The following is a 21,307-nucleotide window of genomic DNA, read 5'->3' on the forward strand; positions in this document are numbered from 1 at the left end:
CGTTCCGACGAGCGCACGATCGATGGAGTACCAACGGAATCGACCCCAGAAAGCGATGCGAACGACCATGTCGAAGAAGACGCAGCCCAGGAACACGGTCACCGCCCTCACCGGACGCCCGAATGCACAGGTCCTCATCGTCGGTGGCGGGATCAACGGCATCGCCACCTTCCGCGACCTCGCACTGCAGGGCGTCGACGTCGCCCTCGTCGAACGCAGCGACTACGGCTCGGGCGCATCCGCCGCGTCGAGCCACATGATCCACGGCGGCATCCGCTACCTCGAGAACGGCGAGTTCCGTCTGGTGCGCGAGAGCGTGCAGGAGCGCAACGGCCTCATCCGCATCGCCCCGCACTACGTCAAGCCGCTGCAGACGACCATGCCGGTCTTCTCGACGTTCTCCGGCATCATGAACGCCCCGCTGCGCATGCTCACGCACAAGCAGCGCTCCACGAAGGAGCGTGGCGCGATGCTCATCAAGATCGGCATGACGATCTACGACTCCTTCTCGCGCGACGGCGGTTCGGTCCCGAAGCACGTCTTCCGCACGAAGAAGGCGGCGCTCGAGGACATGCCGGCCCTCAACCGCGACCTCAAGTACACGGGCACGTACTACGACGCCTCGGTGCACGAGCCGGAGCGCCTGGCGCTCGACGTCCTGAAGGACGGGCTCGCCGCGAGCACCGGCACCGGCTCGGACGCGACCGCCCGTGCGACGAACTACGTCGAGGCCGTCGGCAGCCGTGACGGCGGCGTCCTGCTCCGTGACCGCGAGACCGGCGAGGAGTTCGTGTTCACCGCGGACGTCGTCGTGAACGCGTCCGGTCCCTGGACGGACCTGACGAACGAGGCGTTCGGTGGTGGCACGAAGTACATGGGCGGCACGAAGGGCTCCCACATCGTCGTCGACAACCCCGAGCTGCTCGAGGCGACGAAGGGCCGCGAACTGTTCTTCGAGAACAACGACGGCCGCATCGTCCTCATCTACCCGCTCAAGGGCCGGGTCCTCATCGGCACGACCGACATCGACGCCGACCCGTCGCAGCCGGTCGTCACGACCGACGAGGAGATCGACTACTTCTTCGGGCTCGTGAAGCACGTGTTCCCGCAGATCGAGGTCACGCGCGACCACATCGTCTACAGCTACTCGGGCATCCGACCGCTCCCCCCGCCACGAGGACACCGCCCCCCGGGTTCGTGTCCCGCGACTACCGGATCGTCGACACCCCGATCGCCGGCCTGCCGGACACGACCGTGCTGTCGCTCGTGGGCGGCAAGTGGACGACCTTCCGGGCCCTGGCCGCGCACCTGTCGACCGACGTCACGAAGAAGCTCGGCGTCGCCCGCACGGTCGACACGACCGGCATGCCGATCGGTGGTGGCAAGGACTTCCCGACCACCGACGGCCAGCGTGCCCTGTGGATCAAGTCGCACCGTGACGGCCTCGCGTCCGAGACCGTCGACCGCCTGCTCGACCGCTACGGCACCCGTGCCGCCGAGGTCGTCGACGCGCTGGTCACCGGTCCGGTCGAGCCGCTCGAGTCGGACGGTACGCTGACCCGCGCCGAGGTCCGGTACTTCGCCGAGCACGAGCAGGCCGTGCACCTGGTCGACGTCGTCCTCCGCCGCACGAACCTCGCGTTCGTCGGTGGCGTCACGATCGACCTGCTCGACGAGCTCGCCGACGTCATGGCCGAGACCCTCGACTGGACGGCCGAGGAGCGCGCCGACGAGGTCCAGCGCACGCTCGACGTGCTGCGTGAGTCGCACCGCGTCATCGTGCCGCTGACGTCCGCGTCGCAGCTCGCGTAGTCCACGCGACGCACGACGGACGGGAGGCACGGTGCCAGCTGGCACCGTGCCTCCCGTTCGTCTCCCCCGCCACCTGCCCGGTGCGAGACGCCCCGATGCGCCGAGACGCCGCCGGATGCCGCGGCGTTCCGCCGTCGGAGCGGCGTTCTGCCGGCCCGGCGGCGTCGCGCCGTCGGTGCCGTCAGAACCGCTCGCCGGTCGGGTCCTGCGCGGCCAGGTCGGCGAGGTCGTCGCCGCCGACGGGCTCGCCCGCCCAGTCCACGAGGCGCCACCCGTCGGCGGTCGAGCCCTCGAGCTCCACGACGCCGGTGTTCTCGAGGTGCCGGTTCCGCCCGAGGTCGTCCGGCACGTTCTGCGCCGTGACCGCGGCCCAGATCCGGATCGCGGCACCGTGGCTGAACGCCGCGACGACGTCCGCCCCGGTCTCCTCGATCTGCCGCACGGCGTCGTCGTACCGCGCGAAGAACGCGTGGCCGTCCTCCGCGCCGGGCAGGTGCTCGTCGCGGTCGCCGGCGGCCCAGGCGTACACGGCCGCGAGGTAGCTCTGGACGGCGACCGTGTCCCGTCTGCCCTGCAGGTCGCCGGCCTCGATCTCCCGGAGGCCCGGCAGCACCACGGGTGCGAGGTCGAGCGCACGCGCGAGCGGGGCCGCGGTGATCTGCGTCCGGACCATCGTCGAGGTGAACAGGCGCTCGATGCCCCGGTCCCCCCAGCGCGGCGGGGAGCGCGTCGGCCTGCTCCTGTCCGAGCTCGGTCAGGCCGGGTCCGGGCACCTCCGCGTCGAGCAGGCCGGTCACGTTCGCGGGGGGTCTGTCCGTGTCGGACGAGCAGGAGTCGCATCCCCTCACCCTACGGAGCGGCTCCCCCCACTAGCCCTGACGGGTGTTCCAGCGCGGGTCCTTCTTGTTGATGACGTACACGCGCCCGCGCCGCCGCACGACCTGCGAGCCGGGGATCTTCTTGAGCGCCTTGAGCGAGGTGCGGACCTTCACGTGGACCTCCTTGATGAGAACGGTTTTCATGTACCGTACTGCACATGGCCGCAGTCCCGATCACCCTCGTCTCCGCCCTCCACGACGTCGACGCCGCACGCATCGCCGCACGACTGTCCGACGGGCACCGGCTGCACGCCGCCGGCAGCGCGATGGCCGCGGCGCGGGCCGTCGCGGACCGGGCCGGGCGCCTCGCCGACGTCTGCGGGCCCGGGGCCCGGCACGCGCTCGTCGTCACCCTGCCCGTCGGCGGTGACGCTCGGGCCGTGGGCATGATGCTCGCGAACGCGGCCCGGGCCGAGACGGGCGACGACCGGGTGCTCCGGCACGTGGTGTCCGTCCTCCGCGCCGACGAGGTCGAGCACCTGTTCTGGTCCGGCGTCGACGACGCGTTCGTCGCCGGCGAGCGCCTCGCGGCCCTGGTCGAGTACGCGACCGTCATCGTGCTCGACCGCACCGACCGCCTGCCCACGGCACGGCGTCGCGCCCTCGTCGCCCTCGTGCACCGCTGCGCGCCGTCCGCCGTGGTCCTCGCCGACGAGCGGGTCCGCAGCGCCGACGACCTCCCGACGTCGAACGGCGGCGCGGCCCGCATGCTCGCCGGGAGCGCCGGGTGGATGCGGGCCCTGTCGACCGGGGCCGACGACGCCCACCGGCGGTCCGCAGACGGGCTCACCGCCGTGTGCTACCGGGACCCGCTGCCCTTCCACCCGTCCCGACTCGCCGACGTCGTGGAGCACGACCTCGCGGCCGGCCCGGACGGACGGGTCTTGCGCTCCCGCGGGTTCTTCCGGCTGGCGTCCCGGCCCGACCACGTCGGCTCCTGGTCGAGCGTCGGGGCGATGCTCGCGCTCGACCCGACCGCGAACCCGTCCTGGGACGAGGACGCCCCGATCGGCCAGTCGCTCTGGTTCGTCGGCGAGGACCTGGACGCGGTCCGGCTCACGCGGGCGCTCGACGGAGCGCTCATCACCCCGGACGAGCTGCTCGCCGGGCCGGACCTGTGGCGCGCCTGGGCCGACCCCTTCCCGGTGTGGCCCGTCCTCGACCGCGACTGACGACATCGTCCCCGCGACCGACCCGCCACCGAGCCGACCGGGACTGCTACCGTCTGGCCGTGGCGATCGAACCGGACACGAAGAACTGGACCTGGGTCATCGAGGCGGCGTGCCCGGACTGCGGCTTCGACGGCAGCGCGGTGACGTTCCGGGACGTGCCCGCGGTCATCGACGCGAACACGGACGGCTGGCCAGAGCAGCTCCGCCGCCCGGATGTGCGGGAGCGCCCGGACGAGTCGACGTGGTCACCGCTCGAGTACGGCGCCCACGTCCGTGACGTGCACCGGAAGATGACGGAGCGCCTCGAGCTGATGCTCGCCGAGGACGACCCGCTGTTCCCGAACTGGGACCAGGACGCCACCGCCGTCGCGGACCGCTACGCCGAACAGGACCCGGCGACCGTCGCCCGGGAGCTCGTCGCCGCCGCCGACCGCGCCGTGTCGGCCTTCGGCGGGGTGCCCGACCACCAGCTCGCCCGGACCGGGCGCCGCTCGGACGGCAGCGTCTTCACGGTCGCGACGCTCGCCGTCTACTACGCGCACGACCCGGTGCACCACCTGTGGGACGTCCGCCGGTCGCGCTGACCTGTCCGGGCCTCGCGGCCGGGCGTCAGGCGAGCGCGTCGAGCAGTGCCCGCGCCGTCGCCGCGTCGGTGACCAGCTCGTTGACGAGCCGGCCACGCACGGCGCTGATGATGCTCGGCACCTTCACGGCACCGACGGCCACGCCGACCGCGTGCGGCACCGCGGCCAGGACCTCCCGCGAGGTCCGGACCATCCGCTCGCTGCCGGGGAACTCGATCGCCTCGCCGTCGGGGCCGGTGAAGTTCAGGCACACGTCCCCGGTCGCCCGGTCGAAGACCGCGTGGTCCACGGGCAGGCCCCTGGCCATCGCGTCGCGGGTCGCGACCGGCGCACCGATGCCGAGGATCGCGCCCGTCGCACGCTCCCAGAGACCGACGACGTGTTGGAAGGCCGGGTCCTCGTCCAGGGAGGCCCGCAGCGCCTCCGACGGGAGCGCCTGCGCGAACAGGAAGGTCGGGATCGCCCCCGACCGCTCGGCGGCCGCCCGGGTGATCTCGTTCGTCTGGAACCACTGGTTCGGGTCGGCCTGACCACCGACGGTCGGGACGAGCTGCACGCCCGGCATCGGGGGGCACGACGCCGTGCGCGATGGCGTGCACCGTGCTGCCGGAGGACACCAGGACCGCGTCCCCCCGGGGCGAGGTGCATGGCCTCGACCGCTGCGGCGACGGGCTCGGCGAGGTCGACGCCGAGGGTCGCCGTGTGCGTCACGGCCGCGAGGTACACGGCCTGCAGACCGAGCACGACCCGCAACCGCTCGGCCAGGACGGCGGTCTCGTCCTGGAACGGGTCGACGACCTCGATCCGGACGAGCCCGGCGCGGCGGGCCTCGGACACCAGGCGGCTGACGGTCGGGCGGGAGACGCCCAGGCGGGCGGCGATCTCGTTCTGCGTCGCGTCCTCGAGGTAGTACATCCGGGCCGCCTGGTACACCGTGTCGAGCGGGAACCGGGAGCGGGGACCGTCGCCGGCGGGGACACCGCCCTCCGTCGGCGGACCGCTGGCGGGTGCGGGGTCGGACGGACTCGTTCCGGACATCGAGCGCGGGCCTCCCGGGGTGGTGCCGTCGGCCGGGTGCCGGGACGACACCGCGATCGTAGCGCCGCCCGTCCTACCGGATGGTGAAGCCACCGTCGACGCGGAGGTCGGCGCCGTTCACCATCGCGGCCGACCCGCCGGCGAGGAAGAGCACCGCCGCCGCGACCTCGTCGGGCGTCGCGAACCGTCCGGTCGGGATCTCGTCCTGGTGGCGCAGGCCCGCCTCGTTCGCCCACGCGGACCGACCCAGGGCGGTGAGCACGACCGTCGGCGACACCGTGTTGACGGTGACGCCGCGGCGCCCCCACTCGAGGGCGAGCACGCGGGTCAGCCCGAGCAGACCGGCCTTCGACGCGCAGTAGGCGGCGTGCCCGTCGATCCCGACGTGTGCAGCCTGGGACGCGATGGTCACGACCCGTCCGTACCCCGCGGCGAGCATGTGCCGTCCGACCGCCTGCGTCACGCGGTGCGTGCCGGTGAGGTTCACGTCGAGCGTCCGCGCCCAGGCGTCGGGCCCGAGGTCCTCGGCGGGGGCCAGGGCGACGATGCCCGCGCAGTTCACCAGGACCTCGACGTGCCCGGCGCCGGCGAGGACCTCGGCGACGGCCGTGTCCACCGAGGCCTGGTCCGTGACGTCGCACCCGATACCGAGGTGCCCGTCCCCGGGCAGCTCGGACGCAGCCGAGGCCGACGCGTCGGCGCGGACGTCGATGACGGCGACCCGTGCACCGCGGCCGGCGAGGGCGCGTGCGACCGCGTTGCCGATGCCGGACGCGCCACCGGTGACGACCGCGACGCGGCCGGTGAACGGGTTCGTGTGGTCGAGGTGGGCCGGACCGGGCCGCAGCAGCGCGGCGAGGTCGTCGTCGTCCGGCAGCGCTGCCGGGGCCGACGCGGGACCGGTGGACGGGTGGTGGTTCTGGAACGCGGACATGACGGGTAACATACTCGATGTCAGATACCACTGCGATCGAGAGAGCCCATGTCGACGACGACGCCCCCCACTCCTGCGCACCGCTCCCGCCCCCGGCCGCCTCGACCGACTCGGGATCCCCCCGCCCCATCGCCCTCGGCTTCCTCGGCGTCCTGGTGATGATGACCGGGGTCGGCGTCGAGTCGAACTTCGTCACCCCGCACATGGTCGCCGTGCTCGGCAGCCCTCCGGCCACGGTCGCGACGATCGTCACCGGTGCGAGCCTCGCGACCCTCATCGGCAGCTACCTGTCCGGCGCGCTCGCCGACCTGGTCGGCCCACGCCCCGTGATGACCGTCGGCGTCGTCGTCTGGGTCGTGTTCGAGGTCCTGTTCCTCGGTGCCCTCCACCTCGGCAGCGTCCCGCTCACCGCGGTGGCCTACACACTCCGCGGACTCGGGCACCCGCTCGCCGCGTTCGCGTTCCTGGTCTGGGTGAACGTCACCGCACCCGTCGAACGCCGTGGTGCGGCGGTCGGGTGGTTCTACGTCGCCTTCACCGGCGGCCTGCCCACGCTCGGCTCGTTGTTCGCCCTCGGGACCATCCCGGCCCTCGGCGGCGGGGTCGTCGGCGAGACCGGAGCGATGACCGCCTCGATCGCCCTCGTCGTCGCCGGGTGGGCGCTCGCGCGCTTCGGTGTCCGGCTGCCGAGCGGCACGCAGCGGATCGCCCCCCGCCGGCGAGAGCCCCTTGCGGGTCGTCACGAGCGGGATCCGCCTGACCGCGACACGGCCGCGCGTGCTCATGGGGTTCCTCGTCCGACTCGTCAACACCGCACCGGAGTTCGGCATGTTCGTCGTCCTGCCGGCCGTCATCGCCGACGAGCGCGGCTGGGGGCAACAGCGCTGGCTCCTCATGACCGTGTGCGTGTACGCGACGAGCATCCTCGTGAACGCCCTGTTCGGCTGGGTCGGCGACCGCATCGGATGGGTCCGCACGGTCCGCTGGTTCGGCGTCGTCGGGTCCGCGGTCGGGCTGCTGGCCTGGTGGTACGTCCCGCAACTCGTCCCCGCCGGCTCCGACTGGGGGGTACGTCGCCGCCGTCGTCGCCGGGTGCGTCTTCGGGTGCTCGCTCGCGGGGTTCGTCCCGATGGGCGCGATCATGCCGGCGCTCGAACCGCAGCACCGGGGTGCGGCCATGGCGATGTACACGACCGCGGCCGGCGGTGCCGCGTTCCTCGGCACCGGTGTGGTGGCCGTCGTCCTCGCGCTCGGCGGGGGCGGTGCCGCCGTCACCTGGACGTTCGTGGGGCTCTACGCCTGCGCCTTCCTCATGGTCGGCCGACTCCACGTCCCGCAGCACGACGAGGCCCACTGACCGATGTCCCCGTCCCTTCCCACCCACCCGTCCCCCCGAGGAGGACCGCACATGACCACAATCTGCGACGACCCCGACGAGTTCGCCGAGGACCAACTCGCCGGTTGGCTCGCCCTGTACGCCGACCGCGTCCGCGGTGTGACCGGCGGCGTCGTGACGCTGCCGACCGCCGACACCGACCCGCAGGTCGCCGTCGTCGTCGGAGGCGGCTCCGGCCACTACCCCGCCTTCAGCGGTCTGGTCGGCCCCGGGCTCGCGACCGGCGCGGTCGTCGGGAACGTATTCACGTCACCGTCCGCCGCCCAGGTGTACTCCGTGGCCAGGGCCGCCGACCAGGGCCGCGGCGTCGTCCTGTGCTTCGGGAACTACGCCGGCGACACGATGAACTTCGGGATCGCCGCCGAACGACTCCGCGCTGCCGGTGTCGACACGCGGATCGTGGTGGTCACCGACGACGTCGCCTCGGCGGACGAGGTCGACCGACGACGGGGCATCGCGGGCGACTTCGCGGTCGTCAAGGCCATGGGCGCCGCGGCGGCCGCCGGGGCCTCGCTGGACGAGGTCGAACGGGTCGGCCGGCACGCGAACGACCGAACGCGGACGATCGGCGTCGCCTTCTCGGGCTGCACGCTGCCCGGAGCCGACGAGCCGCTGTTCACGGTGCCGGACGGTCACCTGGGCCTCGGCCTCGGGATCCACGGGGAGCCGGGCATCCGCGACGTCCCGCTCGTGCCGGCCCGCCAGCTCGCGCACCTGCTCGTGGACCGGTTGCTCGCCGAGCGTCCGGCCGACGCCCCCGCCGGTGGCCGGGTCGCCCCGGTCCTCAACGGCCTCGGCGACACCAAGTACGAGGAGCTGTTCGTGCTCTGGGGACGGATCGCGCCGCTCCTCGAGCAGGCCGGTCTCGCGGTCGTCGAGCCCGAGGTCGGCGAACTCGTGACGAGCCTGGACATGGGCGGGTGCTCGCTCACCCTGCAGTGGCTCGACGACGACCTCGAGCGACTCTGGTGTGCCGACGCCTACGCGCCCGCCTACCGCAAGGTGGCAGCGCCCGTCGCCACACTCGTCCCCGCGGCCGTCGGGACCGAGTGCGCTGCGGACGCGACGGTCGTGCCGGACGCGAGCCGGGCCTCCCGGCAGGCCGCCGACACCGTGCGCGTGGTCGTCGCGGCGACGGAACGGCTGCTCCGCGAGCAGGAGCACGAACTCGGCCGCATCGACGCCGTCGCCGGGGACGGCGACCACGGACGCGGGATGGTGAAGGGCATCGGTGCGGCCCGGCGGGCGGTCGACGGCACGGACGCGACCGCCGGCGTCGCGTTCCTGCTCGGACGCGCCGGCGAGGCCTGGGCGGCAGAGGCCGGCGGGACCTCGGGCGTGCTCTGGGGCGCAGCCCTCGAGGCGTTCGGCGCCGCGATCGGCGACGACGTCGACGAGGTCACCGCGTCGCTCGTGGTCGACGCGGCCCGGGCCTTCGCCGACGCGGTCGTCCAGCTCGGACGGGCGCGGCGTGGCGACAAAACCCTGCTCGACGCCCTGCTGCCGTTCGTCGACGCCCTCGACGCGGCGGTGCGCTCCGGCGTGCCGCTGCCGGAGGCCTGGACCGCTGCCGCCGAGGTCGCCCAGCTCGAGGCGACCGCCACCGCGGCGCTGTCGCCACGTGTGGGACGAGCCCGGCCGCTCGCCGCGAAGAGCGTCGGCACCCCGGACGCCGGAGCCGTCTCGATGGGCATGGTCCTCACCCGGGTCGGCGAGGTCCTCACCGCCCGACGTGACACCACGAACACCACCATCACCACCACCACCACCGGAGGAGTGCACGCATGACGTTCCGCATCGCGATCGGGTCGGACGACGCCGGTTTCACGCTCAAGGAGGTGCTGCGCGCCGACCTCATGGCCGATCCCCGTGTCGTGGACGTCGTCGACGTGGGTGTCGACGCCGACGGCCACACGGCCTACCCCCACGTCGCCGTCGAGGCCGCGCGGCTCGTCGCCGCCGGGTCCGCCGACCGGGCGCTGCTCGTCTGCGGCACCGGACTCGGGGTGGCGATCAGCGCGAACAAGGTCCCCGGCATCCGGGCGGTGACCGCGCACGACCCGTTCAGCGTCGAGCGGTCGGTGCTGTCGAACGACGCGCAGGTCCTCTGCCTCGGGCAGCGGGTGATCGGCACCGAGCTCGCCCGCCGCCTGGTGCGCGAGTGGCTCGGGTACACCTTCGACCCGGCATCGGCGAGCGCCGGGAAGGTCGACGCGATCCGGTCGTACGAGCAGTCCGCCGGATGACCCGGTGAACGCTGTGCTCCGGCCGCCGGACCTGGCCGGAGCACAGCGTTCTGTCGGTTGTCGGACGTACCGTGCACCCGACTCCGATGCACCACCGCGGGTCCGATGCTCGACCGAGGGGAACCCCCCATGAAGAAGTCCGTCTGGCTGCCGGCACTGATCGCGCCCGTCGTCGTCGCCGGGGCCGTCGCCGCTCCCGCGCTGGCGAACGCCGCCGCTCCTCCCGTCGCCGGGGAGCACCCGACCGCCGCCGCGGTCATCGCGAGCATCGCCGGCTCCTCGGACGCGCAGTACTCGGGCAAGCTGGCGCAGACGAGCGACCTCGGGCTCCCGGAACTGCCCACCGGCTCCGGCGGCTCCTCGCTCGAGGGGGGGACGCCTCGGACGCACTCGGTCTGCTCACCGCTCCGCACACCGCCCGCGTCTACGTCGACGGAGCGACGAAGCAGCGGGTGCAGGTCACCGAACAGCTCGCCGAGCGGGACGTCATCCGCAACGGCAGCACCGTGTGGACGTGGGACTCCGAGGAGCGCGCCGCGACGAAGGTCACGCTCCCGAGCCGCTCCGCGGAGACGCCCGGGTACGGCACCACCACACCGGGTGACGTGGCCGAGCGCGCGATCGACGCCATCACCCCGACCACGGAGGTCTCGAAGCCGGTGGCGACCTCGGTCGCCGGTCACGACGCCTGGCTCCTCACGCTCACCCCGAAGTCCTCCGACACCCTCGTCGGCACGGTGCAGCTCGCCGTCGACCAGCAGACGGGGCTGCCGCTGCGCGCGTCGGTCACCGCCGCGGGGAAGGACGACCCCGCGTTCCAGGTCGGCTTCACGAGCCTGTCGTACGGCGCGCCGGCGGCACGGCTGTTCGCGTTCACGCCGCCGAGCGGTGCGGACGTGACCACGAAGGACCTCTCCGACGCCGATCCGGGTACGCACGGGAACGGCTCCGGGCACGGTGTGGCCGACCACGGCGCCACGGTCACCGGCAGCGGGTGGGACACGGTGGTGGCCCTGCCCGCCGGCACCGCCGACAGCACCGGTCTCGGGTCGGAGGCGTCCGGGCTCCTCGACCAGCTCACGACGGCGGTCGACGGCGGTCGCGCCCTGCAGACCTCGCTCGTCTCGGTGTACCTGGCCGACGACGGCCGTGTCCTCGCGGGCGCGGTGCCGGTCGCGACGCTGGTCGCCGCCGCGAAGTGACGACGGGGACGGACACCGCGGCCGCACCCCGGGACACCACGGACACCGCAGCCGGGCTCGCCATCCGGACGGTCGGCCTCCGCAAGGTCTTCCGGAAGCAGCGGGCCGTGGACGGCATCGACCTCGCGGTGCCCCGCGGCTCGGTGTTCGGGTTCCTCGGGCCGAACGGCAGCGGCAAGACCACCACGATCCGGATGCTCCTGGGGCTGTCGACCGCCACGAGCGGGAGGATCGAGGTGCTCGGCGAACCGATGCCGCGCGGGCTGCACTCGGTGCTCCCCCGGGTCGGCGCCCTGGTCGAGGGTCCGGCCTTCTACCCCTACCTGTCCGGCCGGGCGAACCTGTCCCGCTTCGACGCCGCCGATCCGACCTCCGACCCGCGGACGCGGCGGGAGCGGGTCGCGAGCGCACTCGACCGGGTCGGGTTGAGCCACGCCGCCGACAAGAAGGCGCACGCGTACTCGCTCGGGATGAAGCAGCGCCTGGGCTTGGCGAACGCGCTGCTGTCCCCGCGCGACCTCCTCGTGCTCGACGAGCCGACGAACGGCCTGGACCCGCAGGGGACCCGGGAGGTCCGCCACCTCATCCGGTCCTTGGCGGACGACGGCACGACGGTGTTCGTGTCGAGTCACCTGCTGGCCGAGATCGAGCAGGTCTGCACGCACGCGGCCGTGATGCGCACCGGCTCGATCGTCGCGCAGGGCCCGCTCGACGAGCTGCGAGCCCGCGGCGCCCGGACCGTCACGGTCCGGACCCCCGACATCGGGCAGGCCGGTGTCGTCCTCTCCCGCCTCGGACTCGCGCCCCGGCGGGAGGGCGGGTCCGACGTCCTGGTCGCCGACCTCACCACCGACGTCGAGCCGGAGACGATCACCGCCGAACTCGTCCGCGCCGAGGTCCGGGTGCGCGGCATCGCGGTCGGCGGCGGCACCCTCGAGGACCTGTTCGTCGCACTCACCGGAGAGGGATTCGATGTCGCAGGGTGACACCGTGGACACGACGACACGACCCGCTGGTGCCCGGTCCGCTCCGGGCGCTGCGCGGCGGACCCGCACGTTCGCCCTGCTCGGGTCCGAACTCGCGCTCGTCTTCCGTCGGCGTCGGACCTGGGCGATGCTCGGGGCACTCGCCCTCGTGCCGATCCTCATCGCCGTCGCGGTCCGGCTCACCACCGACGGCGACGACGGTGGCCCGGCGTTCCTCGGCGACATCACGAACAACGGCCTGTTCGTGTCCTTCACGGCGCTGACGGTGTCGATCCCGCTCTTCCTGCCCCTCACGGTCGGGGTGGTCGCCGGCGACACCGTCGCCGGCGAGGCCAGCCACGGCACGCTGCGCTACCTGCTCGTCGCCCCGACCGGGCGGGTGCGGTTCATCGTCGTGAAGACGATCGGCGCGGTCGCGTTCTGTCTCGCCGCCACCCTGCTCGTCGTCCTCGTCGGGGCGGCGATCGGTGCGGCGCTGTTCCCGGTCGGTCCGGTGACGCTGCTCTCCGGTACGCAGGTCGACGGCTGGTCGTACGCGGGCCGTGCGGTCCTGCTCGCGCTCTACGTGACGCTGTCGATGCTCGGCCTGGTGGCGATCGGTCTGTTCGCGTCGACGCTGACCAACGTCCCGGTCGGGGCGATGGCCGCGACGGTCGTGCTGGCCGGGGCATCGCAGGTGCTCGACCAGCTCCCGCAGCTCGACTGGCTGCACCCGTTCCTGTTCTCGCACCTCTGGCTCGGGTTCGGCGACCTGCTGCGGGACCCGATCTCGTTCGACTCGTTCGGCAGCAACGCGGTCCTGCAGCTCGGGTACCTGGTCGTCTTCGGCGCGCTGGCGTACGGCCGGTTCGCCAGCAAGGACGTCCTCAGCTAGGTCCGGCCGGGCGCCAGCGCTGCGCCGCCGCCGTCAGTCGGCGCCGCGGGACGCCGGGGAACCGCTCTCGAGCGTGCCCTCGGCCTTCTCGTGCGCGTACACGTCGCGGAGGTCACGCGCCTTCTCGGACCGGTACCAGTCCTGCCGGGCCCCGGTCTCGACGGGCTGCATGCCCACGACGACCTTGCCGCGGGAGTGCATCTCCGCCAGGTCCTCGTACGCCTCGACGATGTACTCGAACGGGTAGAACCCGGAGATGAGGACCTGCACACGGCGGTCCTCGACGGCCTTCACGAGGTACGTGATGAGCTCGCGCGCCTCCGGGTCGGACGCCGGGGCCCGGAGGAACCGGAGTTCGGCGTCCCGCCGGTCGTCCGACGACACGAAGCGCTTCTCGTCCACGCCGAGCCGGACGGCGAGCTCGCGCGCGGACTCGTCGCCGTGGTTGTCGATGAAGGCGGTGACGGGCCGGCCCTTCGCGATCTCGGTGATCCGGGCCTCCTCACCGTCCCCGTAGGCGACGGGCAGGATGCCGATCTGGCGGAGGTAGTCGTGGTTGCGCGGGCTGCCGAGTCCGATGACCGTCGCACCGGCGTCGCGGGCGAGCTGGCACTGGATGTGACCGACGCCGCCGGCGGCCGCGCTGATGACGACGGTGTCGTCGGGTCCGAGTCGGAGCTTCCGGACGACGTCGACGGCGGTGCAGCCCGCCAGGTACAGCCCGCCGGCGACCTCCCACCCGACGTGGGTCGGCTTGATGACGACGGCGTCGCGGGGCACGACCACCCAGGTGGCGTGCGAGCCGCCCTCGGGCGCGTGCCCCATGACCTCGTCGCCCACGCGGAGGTCCTTCACCCCGTCGCCGCGCGCGCGCACGATGCCGGCGAGGTCGACTCCCTGCCGTGCCGGGAAGTCGACGTGGACGTGGTCCTGGAGCTTGCCCTCGCGGAGGAACCGCTCGATGTGGTTGAGGCCCGCCGCGATCACCTCGACGAGGACCTCGCCGGGGCCGGGCGTGGGGCGTTCCTGCGGCACGACCTCGACCACGTCGAATTCGCCGTACCGCTCGTACTGGACTGCGCTACCGGTTCGCATGTCATCCTCCTCGGGACGTCGTGCGTCCGTCCTACTCGCCGCACCCCGGTCGGTGCGCGGGGATGAGGGGTACTCGCAGGGACGGGTCGGACGGGAGGCCCGGGGCGGCCCGGAGCGCGCCTCCCGTCCGGTCCGGCGACCGGGGGAGGACGCCGGTCAGGACGGACCGAAGGCCGCCGCGATGCGGGCAGCGGTGTCGGCGTCGAGGTGCAGCGCCCGCTGGTCGGCGTCCGGACGCGGCACGCGGACCGGCGTCGACCAGAGCGAACCGTCCTCGGCGAGGTCGACGACGAGGGCGCCGGTGCCGACGAGGGCGGTCTCCTCGTCGTACCGACCGGTGACGTCGGCGTCGTTCGCGACCCCGGGCGCGACGAGGACGGGGACGCCGCCGGTCGAGCCGGCGAAGTGGTGGTGGTAGTGGCCGGCGAGCACGACCCGGACGTCGGTCCCCCCGCAGCACCGCGGCGAGGTCACCGGGGTTGCGGAGCTTCAGCGCGTCGTGCAGCGACGTCGGTGCGGTCAGTGGCGGGTGGTGCAGGACGACGACCGACCCGTGCGCTGCCGGCTCGGCGAGGGCGGCCCGCAGGTGCTCGGTCGCGGTCGCGGACAGCTCGCCGTACCCGGCGCCCGGGACGCTCGTGTCGACGGTGACGATCCGCCGGCCCGCGACGACGGACCGCCCTCGGACCGGGACCGCGGGGTCGTGGTGCTCCATCGTGTGCATGAGCGGTCTCCCGCCCTCGCCGAGGACGTGCCCGTCGAACAGCACCCGTCGGAAGCCGTCGCGCTGGTCGTGGTTGCCGGGGACCGTCACGAACGCCGCGCCGTGCCGCTCGGCCCAGCCGCCGACCAGGTCGCGGACCGTCGCGTACGACTCCGGCGACCCGTCCTCGGACACGTCGCCGGAGACGACGACCAGCCCCACGCCGTCGAGGCCGTCCAGGTGGTCGAGCAGGGCGCCCAGCGCCGCCGTGGTGTCGACGGTGCCCTGGTGCAGCGCGCCGTCCCCGGTCACGTGCGTGTCCGACAGGTGCAGGATGCGGAGTGTTCCGGGAGCGGGAGGCTGCATGTCGCACACCGTAGCCGGGCCGGACGACCGGGGTGCGTCGCCGGGGGGTACCGTTGTCCGGTGATCGACCTGCGCTCCGACACCGTGACCCGTCCGACCCCGGCGATGCGCCGCGCCATGGTGGACGCCGAGGTCGGTGACGACGTGTTCGGCGAGGACCCCGAGACCACCGCGCTCGAGCAGGAGGTCGCCGCGCTCCTCGGTCACGAAGCCGGGCTCTTCACCCCGTCCGGCTCGATGGCGAACCAGCTCGGGCTCCGCCTGCTCGTCGGCCCCGGCGAGGAACTGCTCGCCGACGTGCAGGCCCACGTCGTCCGCGCCGAGCTCGGCGCGGCGGCCGTGTTCTCCGGCATCACCACACGGACGTGGGCGTCCGACCGCGGCCGCCTGGTGGCCGACGCGGTGCGCGCGATCGCGGAGCCGAACGCCGGCGCCTACTCGGTGTCGACGACGGCGATCGCGGTCGAGAACACGCACAACTTCGGCGGCGGCACCGTGCAGCCCGTGGCCGAGGTCCGCGCCGTGCAGGAGTTCGCCCGCGAGCACGGCATCGGCCTGCACCTGGACGGTGCCCGGTTGTGGAACGCCCACGTGGCGTCGGGCACCCCGTTCCCCGACCTGGCGAGCGGGTTCGACACGGTGTCCGTGTGCATGTCGAAGGGCCTCGGTGCGCCCGTCGGGTCCGTGCTCGTCGGATCGGCCGACCGGATCGCGGCCGCGCGGATCTGGCGGAAGCGCTACGGCGGGGGCATGCGGCAGACGGGCATCCTCGCCGCCGGCGCACGGTACGCCCTGCACGAGCACGTCGACCGCCTGGCCGAGGACCACGCGAACGCCCGGGTGCTCGCAGCGGCGCTCGACGTCGACCCGGAGTCGGTGGACACGAACATCGTCTTCGCGCAGGTGTCCGACCCCGACACGTTCGTCGCCGCCGCCGAGGCCGCTGGCGTCCGGGTGATGCGGCTCGGGCGGACGACGGTGCGCCTCGTCACCCACCTGGACGTGTCCGCGGAGGACGCCGCGCGGGCCGCCGAGGTGCTCGCCGCACTCCCCCCGCTGACGTCGGAGCCGGCCCAGCACCCGTCAGCCGACGGCCGCCGCCGCCGCGGGTGCCGTCCGCAGGTCGAACGACAGCGGATCCGCGCGGACCGTGTCGAGCGCGAGCGCGACGGCACCCGTCACGACGACGTCCGCCCCCCAGCGTCGAGGCCACGATCTCCGGCACCGGGTCGAACCGCCCGCTGCCGAGCACGGCCGAAGCGTGGTCGATGACGGCACCGGCGTGCCCCGCGATCGCCCCCCGCGACGACCACCCGGTCGATGTCGAGCAGGCTCGCGAGCAGGACGCACACCCGGGCGAGCAGGTCCCCGAGCTGATCCACGACCTCGAGCGCGACGGGGTCGCCGTCGTCCGCGGCGCGGAAGACGGCGGCCGCGTCGAGGCCCTCGCGGGCGACGGCACGGCCGAGCGGGCTGTCCGGGTCGACCCGGCCGGCGTCGACCGCCGCGGTCACCGCGGTGCGCGCCGCCGCGCCGAGTCCGTCCGACGACCCGACACCGACGACGAGTCCGAGTGCGCGCAGCTCGCCCGCGCCGCCCCGTGCACCGCGGAGCAGCACGCCGTCGACGACGAGGCCGGCGCCGAACCGCTCCCCCCGCGAGCAGTGCGGCGAAGGACGCCTCCGGCGCGGACGGCCGTTCGGCGATGGCCGCCAGGTTCGCGTCGTTCTCGACGACGACGCGGGCTCCGGGGGGCGACCGCGTCGAAGCCGGGGTTCATGCTGACCCAGAAGCCGCCGTCGTCCGGTGAGACACCGCGGGCGTCGACGGGTGCGGGGACCCCGACGGTGGTCACGAGGACCCGGTCAGCGTCCGTCCCGGCTGCGGCGAGCGCGGCGGCGACGGTGGTCGCGACCGCGTCGAGGCGGAACCCGACGTCGAGCCCCCCGCGTGCCGAGGTCGGTCTCCGCACGCGCGAGCACGGCACCGCGCAGGTCGGCGACGAACGCAGCGACCCGGTGCTGTCCGGCGTCGACGCCGACGACGCACCCCGCGGTCGGGTCGAGTTCGTAGCGCCGTGCGGGTCGACCGATGCGGTACTCGCCGGCGGTGCGCGCGTCGTCCAGCTCCGTCAGCCAGCCGCGTGCGACGAGGTCCTCGCACGCCGCGAGCACGGTGGAGCGGGTCAGTCCGGTCGACTCCATCGCCTCGGTCGCAGTGAAGGCGCCGACGTCGAGTGCGTGGTCGAGGACGGTCTCCGCACTGGAGGCACGGGGCGACGCTCGACGCTGCGGCATGTGGCGAGACTACCGCGGCACGATCAGCTTGTGCGAGTAGATTTTGTTCGTATATTTAGTCGGGCGGGCTGCATCGGAGCAGCGCGCACACCGGGACGGCGACGGTGCCGGTCCCGGCGAACGGAGACGACGTGCAACCACGCGCCACACGAGCCGGCAGCGCATCCGCGCTGAGCCGGCGGTCGTTCCTGCTCGGGGCGGGCGGCATCGCCAGCGGCCTCGCACTCGCGGGCTGTGCACCGGTCGGGTCGACCGGCTCACGGCCGGAGACGATCAGCTTCTACGTGTCCAAGCCCGAGGTCATCGGGTACTTCGACGACCTCATCGCGCAGTTCCACCAGGCGCAGTCACGGATCCGGGTGGTCCGGGACTCGACGTCGAGCATGTCGGCGAACTTCGTGCGGAACAGCCCGCCGGACCTCGGCTGCTGGAACTACAACTTCTCCGTCGTGCCCTTCGTGGAGCACGGCGCACTCACCGACCTCTCGGACCTGCCCGAGGCCGCGACGATCAACCCCGACCTGTGGCCCCTCATGGAGCAGACCGCCGACTACCCGGGCCGCAGGAGCGCGCTGCCGTACTCCGTGACCGCCGCGTCGGTGATCTACGACCGCGCCCTGTTCGCCGAGCGGGGGGCTCGACGTCCCGACGACGTGGTCCGAGTTCGCCGCCGTGTGCCGCCGGCTGCAGGAGGCGGGCATCGCACCGGTGTACGGCACGTTCAAGGACAACTGGACGATCGCGCAGGGCATGTTCGACTACAGCATCGGCGGGATGATCGACACCCCGGCGACGTTCGCGGCCCTCCGCGCGGCCGGCACCCGTGTCGGCACGGGATCCGCGCCGTCGTTCGCGGAGGACTTCGCGGCCCCGATGGAACGCATGGCGCAGCTGCGCGAGTGGCACCAGCCCGGTGCGGTCAGCCGCGGGTACGGGGACGGCAACCTGGCCTTCGCGCAGGGGAAGGCCGCGATGTACCTGCAGGGGCCGTGGGCGCTCGGCGAGATCGCCAAGACCACGCCCGACATGGACCTCGGGACGTTCCCGCTGCCCGTGACCGAGGACCCCGCCGACCGGAAGGTGCGGGTCAACGTCGACCTGGCGCTCTGGATCCCTGAGGCCTCGCGCAAGCAGGAGGCGGCGCGGGAGTTCCTGTCGTTCCTCATGACCCCGGCCGTGAACGACCGGTACAACGCGGACAACAACGGGTTCGGGGTCCGGCGAGACGCCCCGCCCGCGTCGAACCCCGCCCTGCGCGGCATGCAGTCGTACTACGACGACGCCGCCTTCTACCTCGGCGCCTCGCAGCTCATCCCCGCCGAGATCCCCGTCGCGAACTACGCGCAGTCGATCGCGTTCGGCGGCGACCCGCAGCGACAACTCCGCACCCTCGACTCCGACTGGGCGCGCCTGGCGCTCCGCTCGGCCGCGTGAAGGAGACGACCATGACCCTCACCACCAAGGCGGACGGCGGCCGCACGCACGGCCGGACCACGAGCCTCCCGGCCGGACGCCGGAGGCGACCGCGGATCGACCCGCTGTTCCTCGCGTTCCTGCTGCCCACCCTCGTCCTGTTCACGCTCGCCATCACGCTCCCCGCCGTGATGGGCATCGTGCTGAGCTTCACGAACTCCGTCGGGTTCGGCGAGTTCCGGTTCATCGGCTTGACGAACTACGTGGCGGTGTTCTCCGACCCGGCGATCCTGCAGGCGTACCTGTTCACGATCGGCTTCTCGCTCGTGACCGTGCTCGTCGTGAACGCCGTCGCGTTCCTGCTCGCGATCGCCCTGACCGCGAAGGTGCGCGGCAAGATCGCGCTGCGGGCGGTGTTCGTGCTGCCGATGGTGATCTCCGGCATCGTCATCGCCTACGTGTTCTCGTTCCTGTTCGCGAACAGCCTGCCGGCGCTCGCAACCACGCTCGGGATCACGCCGCTCGAGCAGAGCATCCTGGCGGACCCGGACCTGGCGTGGATCGCGATCGTCGTGGTCACCGCGTGGCAGGCGATCCCGTCGACCCTGCTCATCTACATCGCCGGTGTGCTGTCGATCCCGGGCGAGGTGTACGAGGCGGCGTCGCTCGACGGTGCCGGTGGGTGGCGCCAGCTGCTCTCGATCACCGTGCCGCTGACGGCCGGGTACATCCTCATCAACCTCGTCATCGGGTTCAAGAACTTCCTGAACTCGTACGACATCATCGTCGGGCTCACCGACGGTGGCCCCGGCACCTCGACGACCAGCGTCGCGATGTCGATCTTCAAGGGCTTCAACGGTGGCGACTACGCCTACCAGATGGCCAACGCGACGATCTTCTTCGTGATCGCCGTCGTGATCGCCGTGATCCAGCTGCGGGCCACCCGCGGGAAGGCAGCGCTCTGATGTCCCTGCAAGCACCCCTGCGACCGGGGACGACGGCGACCGGCAGCATCCGGTCGGTGGACGCCGACCGGACCACCGGCAGCCGCGGCGCCGGCCGGCGCGAGCGTGCCAACTGGCCGGTCACGATCGTCCTCGTCCTCTGCGCGCTGTCCGTGCTCGTCCCGCTCTACGTCACGCTGACGATGGCGTTCAAGACCACCGGACAGGCGGTCGACGGCAACGCCTTCTCGCTCCCGGCACCGTTCAGCGTCGACGGGTTCGTGCAGGCGTGGGAGCTCACGGACTTCCCGCGGGCCTTCGGCATCTCCGTGCTCGTCGCGGCGATCACCGTCGCCGGCACGATCCTGCTCGCCTCGTTCACCGCGTACGCCATCGCCCGGAAGTGGGACCGTCGGTTGTTCCGCTGGTCGTTCTTCTACCTGCTCGCCGCGATGTTCCTGCCGTTCCCGGTGCTCGCCCTGTCGCAGGTGAAGCTCACCGGTCTGGTCGGGCTCGACAACCCCGTCGGCGTCGCGATCCTGCACGTCATGTTCCAGCTGTCCTTCAGCGTGCTGCTCTTCACCGCCTTCCTGCGCTCGATCCCGGCCGAGCTGGAGGAGAGTGCCCGCATCGACGGTGCGAGCACGGGGCAGGTGTTCTGGCGACTCGTGTTCCCGCTGCTGGCACCGATGAGCGCCACCGTCGGCATCTTCGCGTTCCTCGCGTCCTGGAACGACTTCGTGATGCCGTCGCTGATCACCTCCGACCCCGCGCTGCAGACCCTGCCGGTCCTACAGCAGATGTTCCAGACCCAGTTCAGCAACAACTACAACGTGTCGTTCGCCTCGTACCTGATGGCCATGGCCCCGGCGATCATCGTCTACCTCATCACGCAGCGGTGGGTCATGGCCGGCGTGACCCAGGGCGCCATCAAGTGACCGACACCCGCCCGACCCCGACCGAAGGAAGCAACCCCATGACCGACGTGCTCGACCCGGCCGTCCAGCCGACGACCCCCCGCGACCGACGAGACCTGGTGGCGGCAGGCGAGCGTCTACCAGATCTACCCCCGGTCCTTCGCGGACGCGGACGGTGACGGCATCGGCGACCTCCGCGGGGTCACCGACCGGGTGCCGTACCTGGCGTCCCTCGGCGTCGAGGCCGTCTGGCTCAGCCCCTTCTACCCGTCCGCCCTCGCCGACGGCGGCTACGACGTGGACGACTACCGGGACGTCGACCCGCGGCTCGGGACGCTCGACGACTTCGACGACATGGTCGCGGCGCTGCACGGTGCCGGCATCCGGGTGATCGTCGACGTCGTCCCGAACCACACGAGCGACCGGCACGAGTGGTTCCGCGAGGCGCTC

Annotated in this window: 20 protein-coding genes and 4 pseudogenes; 15 read left to right on the forward strand and 9 right to left on the reverse strand. The window is 72.9% G+C overall.

Annotation, left to right across the window (positions count from 1 at the left end; genetic code table 11):
* Positions 1-67 precede the first annotated feature (67 nt).
* Positions 68-1,812, forward strand: a pseudogene (locus DEJ15_RS14675) (glycerol-3-phosphate dehydrogenase/oxidase).
* A gap of 181 nt (positions 1,813-1,993) precedes the next feature.
* Here DEJ15_RS14675 and DEJ15_RS14680 read toward each other — a convergent pair.
* Both DEJ15_RS14680 and ykgO read right to left on the reverse strand, forming a co-directional pair.
* Positions 1,994-2,485 carry a histidine phosphatase family protein gene (locus DEJ15_RS14680; protein ID WP_349814726.1) on the reverse strand — a complete coding sequence of 164 codons (492 nt, stop codon included), beginning with the start codon at positions 2,483-2,485 and terminating at the stop codon, positions 1,994-1,996.
* A gap of 196 nt (positions 2,486-2,681) precedes the next feature.
* Positions 2,682-2,804 carry a type B 50S ribosomal protein L36 gene (ykgO, locus tag DEJ15_RS14685; RefSeq protein ID WP_110824747.1) on the reverse strand — a complete coding sequence of 41 codons (123 nt, stop codon included), beginning with the start codon at positions 2,802-2,804 and terminating at the stop codon, positions 2,682-2,684.
* Between the two features lie 44 nt (positions 2,805-2,848).
* Here ykgO and DEJ15_RS14690 point away from each other — a divergent pair, with 44 nt between their 5' ends.
* A complete protein-coding gene (locus tag DEJ15_RS14690) occupies positions 2,849-3,862 on the forward strand; it encodes a GTP-binding protein (RefSeq protein WP_110824748.1) in 1,014 nt (337 codons plus the stop codon).
* Positions 3,863-3,921: 59 nt separating this feature from the next.
* Entirely contained in the window at positions 3,922-4,446 is a 525-nt protein-coding gene (locus DEJ15_RS14695) for a DinB family protein (RefSeq protein WP_110824749.1), read from the forward strand.
* 25 nt (positions 4,447-4,471) lie between these two features.
* On the opposite strand, the gene DEJ15_RS14700 is transcribed toward DEJ15_RS14695, so the two are convergent.
* From DEJ15_RS14700 to DEJ15_RS14710, 3 genes and pseudogenes are all read right to left on the reverse strand, one after another.
* Positions 4,472-5,011 carry a sugar-binding domain-containing protein gene (locus DEJ15_RS14700; RefSeq protein ID WP_284175180.1) on the reverse strand — a complete coding sequence of 180 codons (540 nt, stop codon included), beginning with the start codon at positions 5,009-5,011 and terminating at the stop codon, positions 4,472-4,474.
* 281 nt (positions 5,012-5,292) lie between these two features.
* Positions 5,293-5,484: pseudogene (locus DEJ15_RS18840) on the reverse strand (sigma factor-like helix-turn-helix DNA-binding protein); the annotation flags it as partial.
* A gap of 73 nt (positions 5,485-5,557) precedes the next feature.
* The gene (locus tag DEJ15_RS14710; RefSeq protein WP_110824750.1) at positions 5,558-6,418 is read right to left on the reverse strand and encodes a GolD/DthD family dehydrogenase; all 861 of its coding nucleotides are present in this window, start codon (positions 6,416-6,418) and stop codon (positions 5,558-5,560) included.
* 161 nt (positions 6,419-6,579) lie between these two features.
* Here DEJ15_RS14710 and DEJ15_RS18845 point away from each other — a divergent pair.
* The 7 genes and pseudogenes from DEJ15_RS18845 to DEJ15_RS14745 all read left to right on the forward strand — a co-directional run.
* Positions 6,580-7,098, forward strand: a pseudogene (locus DEJ15_RS18845) (MFS transporter); the annotation flags it as partial.
* Positions 7,099-7,547: 449 nt separating this feature from the next.
* The gene (locus tag DEJ15_RS14720) at positions 7,548-7,775 is read left to right on the forward strand and encodes a hypothetical protein (RefSeq protein ID WP_284175183.1); all 228 of its coding nucleotides are present in this window, start codon (positions 7,548-7,550) and stop codon (positions 7,773-7,775) included.
* Positions 7,776-7,826: 51 nt separating this feature from the next.
* Entirely contained in the window at positions 7,827-9,602 is a 1,776-nt protein-coding gene (locus DEJ15_RS14725; protein WP_110824752.1) for a dihydroxyacetone kinase family protein, read from the forward strand.
* Positions 9,599-10,060 (forward strand): ribose-5-phosphate isomerase, encoded by a 462-nt coding sequence (locus tag DEJ15_RS14730; protein ID WP_110824753.1) that lies wholly within the window; start codon positions 9,599-9,601, stop codon positions 10,058-10,060. Before DEJ15_RS14725 ends, DEJ15_RS14730 begins: the two co-directional genes overlap by 4 nt.
* Positions 10,061-10,131: 71 nt before the next feature.
* On the forward strand, positions 10,132-11,262 hold the full coding sequence (locus DEJ15_RS14735; RefSeq protein WP_284175184.1) for a LolA family protein: 1,131 nt from the start codon (positions 10,132-10,134) through the stop codon (positions 11,260-11,262).
* Positions 11,259-12,248, forward strand: a complete 990-nt coding sequence (locus tag DEJ15_RS14740; protein WP_110824755.1) for an ABC transporter ATP-binding protein — start codon at positions 11,259-11,261, stop codon at positions 12,246-12,248. Before DEJ15_RS14735 ends, DEJ15_RS14740 begins: the two co-directional genes overlap by 4 nt.
* Positions 12,235-13,122, forward strand: a complete 888-nt coding sequence (locus DEJ15_RS14745) for an ABC transporter permease (RefSeq protein WP_110824756.1) — start codon at positions 12,235-12,237, stop codon at positions 13,120-13,122. Before DEJ15_RS14740 ends, DEJ15_RS14745 begins: the two co-directional genes overlap by 14 nt.
* Positions 13,123-13,155: 33 nt before the next feature.
* Here DEJ15_RS14745 and DEJ15_RS14750 read toward each other — a convergent pair whose 3' ends face one another.
* A complete protein-coding gene (locus DEJ15_RS14750) occupies positions 13,156-14,217 on the reverse strand; it encodes an NADP-dependent oxidoreductase (protein WP_110824757.1) in 1,062 nt (353 codons plus the stop codon).
* Positions 14,218-14,248: 31 nt separating this feature from the next.
* Positions 14,249-15,286, reverse strand: coding sequence for a metallophosphoesterase (locus DEJ15_RS14755; RefSeq protein WP_284175185.1), 1,038 nt, complete (start codon positions 15,284-15,286; stop codon positions 14,249-14,251).
* Between the two features lie 60 nt (positions 15,287-15,346).
* Here DEJ15_RS14755 and DEJ15_RS14760 point away from each other — a divergent pair, with 60 nt between their 5' ends.
* Entirely contained in the window at positions 15,347-16,558 is a 1,212-nt protein-coding gene (locus DEJ15_RS14760; protein ID WP_284175186.1) for a threonine aldolase family protein, read from the forward strand.
* Here the strand turns inward: DEJ15_RS14760 and DEJ15_RS14765 are convergent.
* Positions 16,465-16,905: an ROK family protein gene (locus tag DEJ15_RS14765; RefSeq protein WP_284175187.1), complete on the reverse strand. Its 441-nt coding sequence runs from the start codon at positions 16,903-16,905 to the stop codon at positions 16,465-16,467. The genes DEJ15_RS14760 and DEJ15_RS14765 overlap by 94 nt on opposite strands.
* Before the next feature lie 246 nt (positions 16,906-17,151).
* Complete coding sequence (locus DEJ15_RS14770) at positions 17,152-17,583, reverse strand: hypothetical protein (protein WP_284175188.1); 432 nt, start codon at positions 17,581-17,583, stop codon at positions 17,152-17,154.
* A 672-nt stretch (positions 17,584-18,255) separates the two neighbouring features.
* On the opposite strand from DEJ15_RS14770, the gene DEJ15_RS18850 reads away from it, so the two are divergent.
* The 4 genes and pseudogenes from DEJ15_RS18850 to DEJ15_RS19725 all read left to right on the forward strand — a co-directional run.
* Complete coding sequence (locus tag DEJ15_RS18850) at positions 18,256-19,017, forward strand: ABC transporter substrate-binding protein (RefSeq protein WP_349814727.1); 762 nt, start codon at positions 18,256-18,258, stop codon at positions 19,015-19,017.
* Between the two features lie 11 nt (positions 19,018-19,028).
* Positions 19,029-19,961, forward strand: a complete 933-nt coding sequence (locus DEJ15_RS14780) for a carbohydrate ABC transporter permease (RefSeq protein WP_181419553.1) — start codon at positions 19,029-19,031, stop codon at positions 19,959-19,961.
* Complete coding sequence (locus DEJ15_RS14785) at positions 19,961-20,878, forward strand: carbohydrate ABC transporter permease (RefSeq protein WP_181419552.1); 918 nt, start codon at positions 19,961-19,963, stop codon at positions 20,876-20,878. Before DEJ15_RS14780 ends, DEJ15_RS14785 begins: the two co-directional genes overlap by 1 nt.
* 162 nt (positions 20,879-21,040) lie before the next feature.
* Positions 21,041-21,259: pseudogene (locus DEJ15_RS19725) on the forward strand (alpha-amylase family glycosyl hydrolase); the annotation flags it as partial.
* Positions 21,260-21,307 lie beyond the last annotated feature (48 nt).

The organism is Curtobacterium sp. MCJR17_043, from assembly GCF_003224315.2.
Classification (GTDB): Bacteria; Actinomycetota; Actinomycetes; order Actinomycetales; family Microbacteriaceae; genus Curtobacterium.

Bases quoted from the DNA above. Each gene is read 5' to 3' on its own strand.
- DEJ15_RS14680 (WP_349814726.1), bottom strand. From the start codon at position 2,485: ATGGTCCGGACGCAGATCACCGCGGCCCCGCTCGCGCGTGCGCTCGAC.
- DEJ15_RS14690 (WP_110824748.1), top strand. From the start codon at position 2,849: ATGGCCGCAGTCCCGATCACCCTCGTCTCCGCCCTCCACGACGTCGAC.
- DEJ15_RS14700 (WP_284175180.1), bottom strand. From the start codon at position 5,011: ATGCCGGGCGTGCAGCTCGTCCCGACCGTCGGTGGTCAGGCCGACCCG.
- DEJ15_RS14710 (WP_110824750.1), bottom strand. From the start codon at position 6,418: ATGTCCGCGTTCCAGAACCACCACCCGTCCACCGGTCCCGCGTCGGCC.
- DEJ15_RS14720 (WP_284175183.1), top strand. From the start codon at position 7,548: ATGGGCGCGATCATGCCGGCGCTCGAACCGCAGCACCGGGGTGCGGCC.
- DEJ15_RS14725 (WP_110824752.1), top strand. From the start codon at position 7,827: ATGACCACAATCTGCGACGACCCCGACGAGTTCGCCGAGGACCAACTC.
- DEJ15_RS14730 (WP_110824753.1), top strand. From the start codon at position 9,599: ATGACGTTCCGCATCGCGATCGGGTCGGACGACGCCGGTTTCACGCTC.
- DEJ15_RS14745 (WP_110824756.1), top strand. From the start codon at position 12,235: ATGTCGCAGGGTGACACCGTGGACACGACGACACGACCCGCTGGTGCC.
- DEJ15_RS14750 (WP_110824757.1), bottom strand. From the start codon at position 14,217: ATGCGAACCGGTAGCGCAGTCCAGTACGAGCGGTACGGCGAATTCGAC.
- DEJ15_RS14755 (WP_284175185.1), bottom strand. From the start codon at position 15,286: ATGCAGCCTCCCGCTCCCGGAACACTCCGCATCCTGCACCTGTCGGAC.
- DEJ15_RS14770 (WP_284175188.1), bottom strand. From the start codon at position 17,583: ATGCCGCAGCGTCGAGCGTCGCCCCGTGCCTCCAGTGCGGAGACCGTC.
- DEJ15_RS14780 (WP_181419553.1), top strand. From the start codon at position 19,029: ATGACCCTCACCACCAAGGCGGACGGCGGCCGCACGCACGGCCGGACC.
- DEJ15_RS14785 (WP_181419552.1), top strand. From the start codon at position 19,961: ATGTCCCTGCAAGCACCCCTGCGACCGGGGACGACGGCGACCGGCAGC.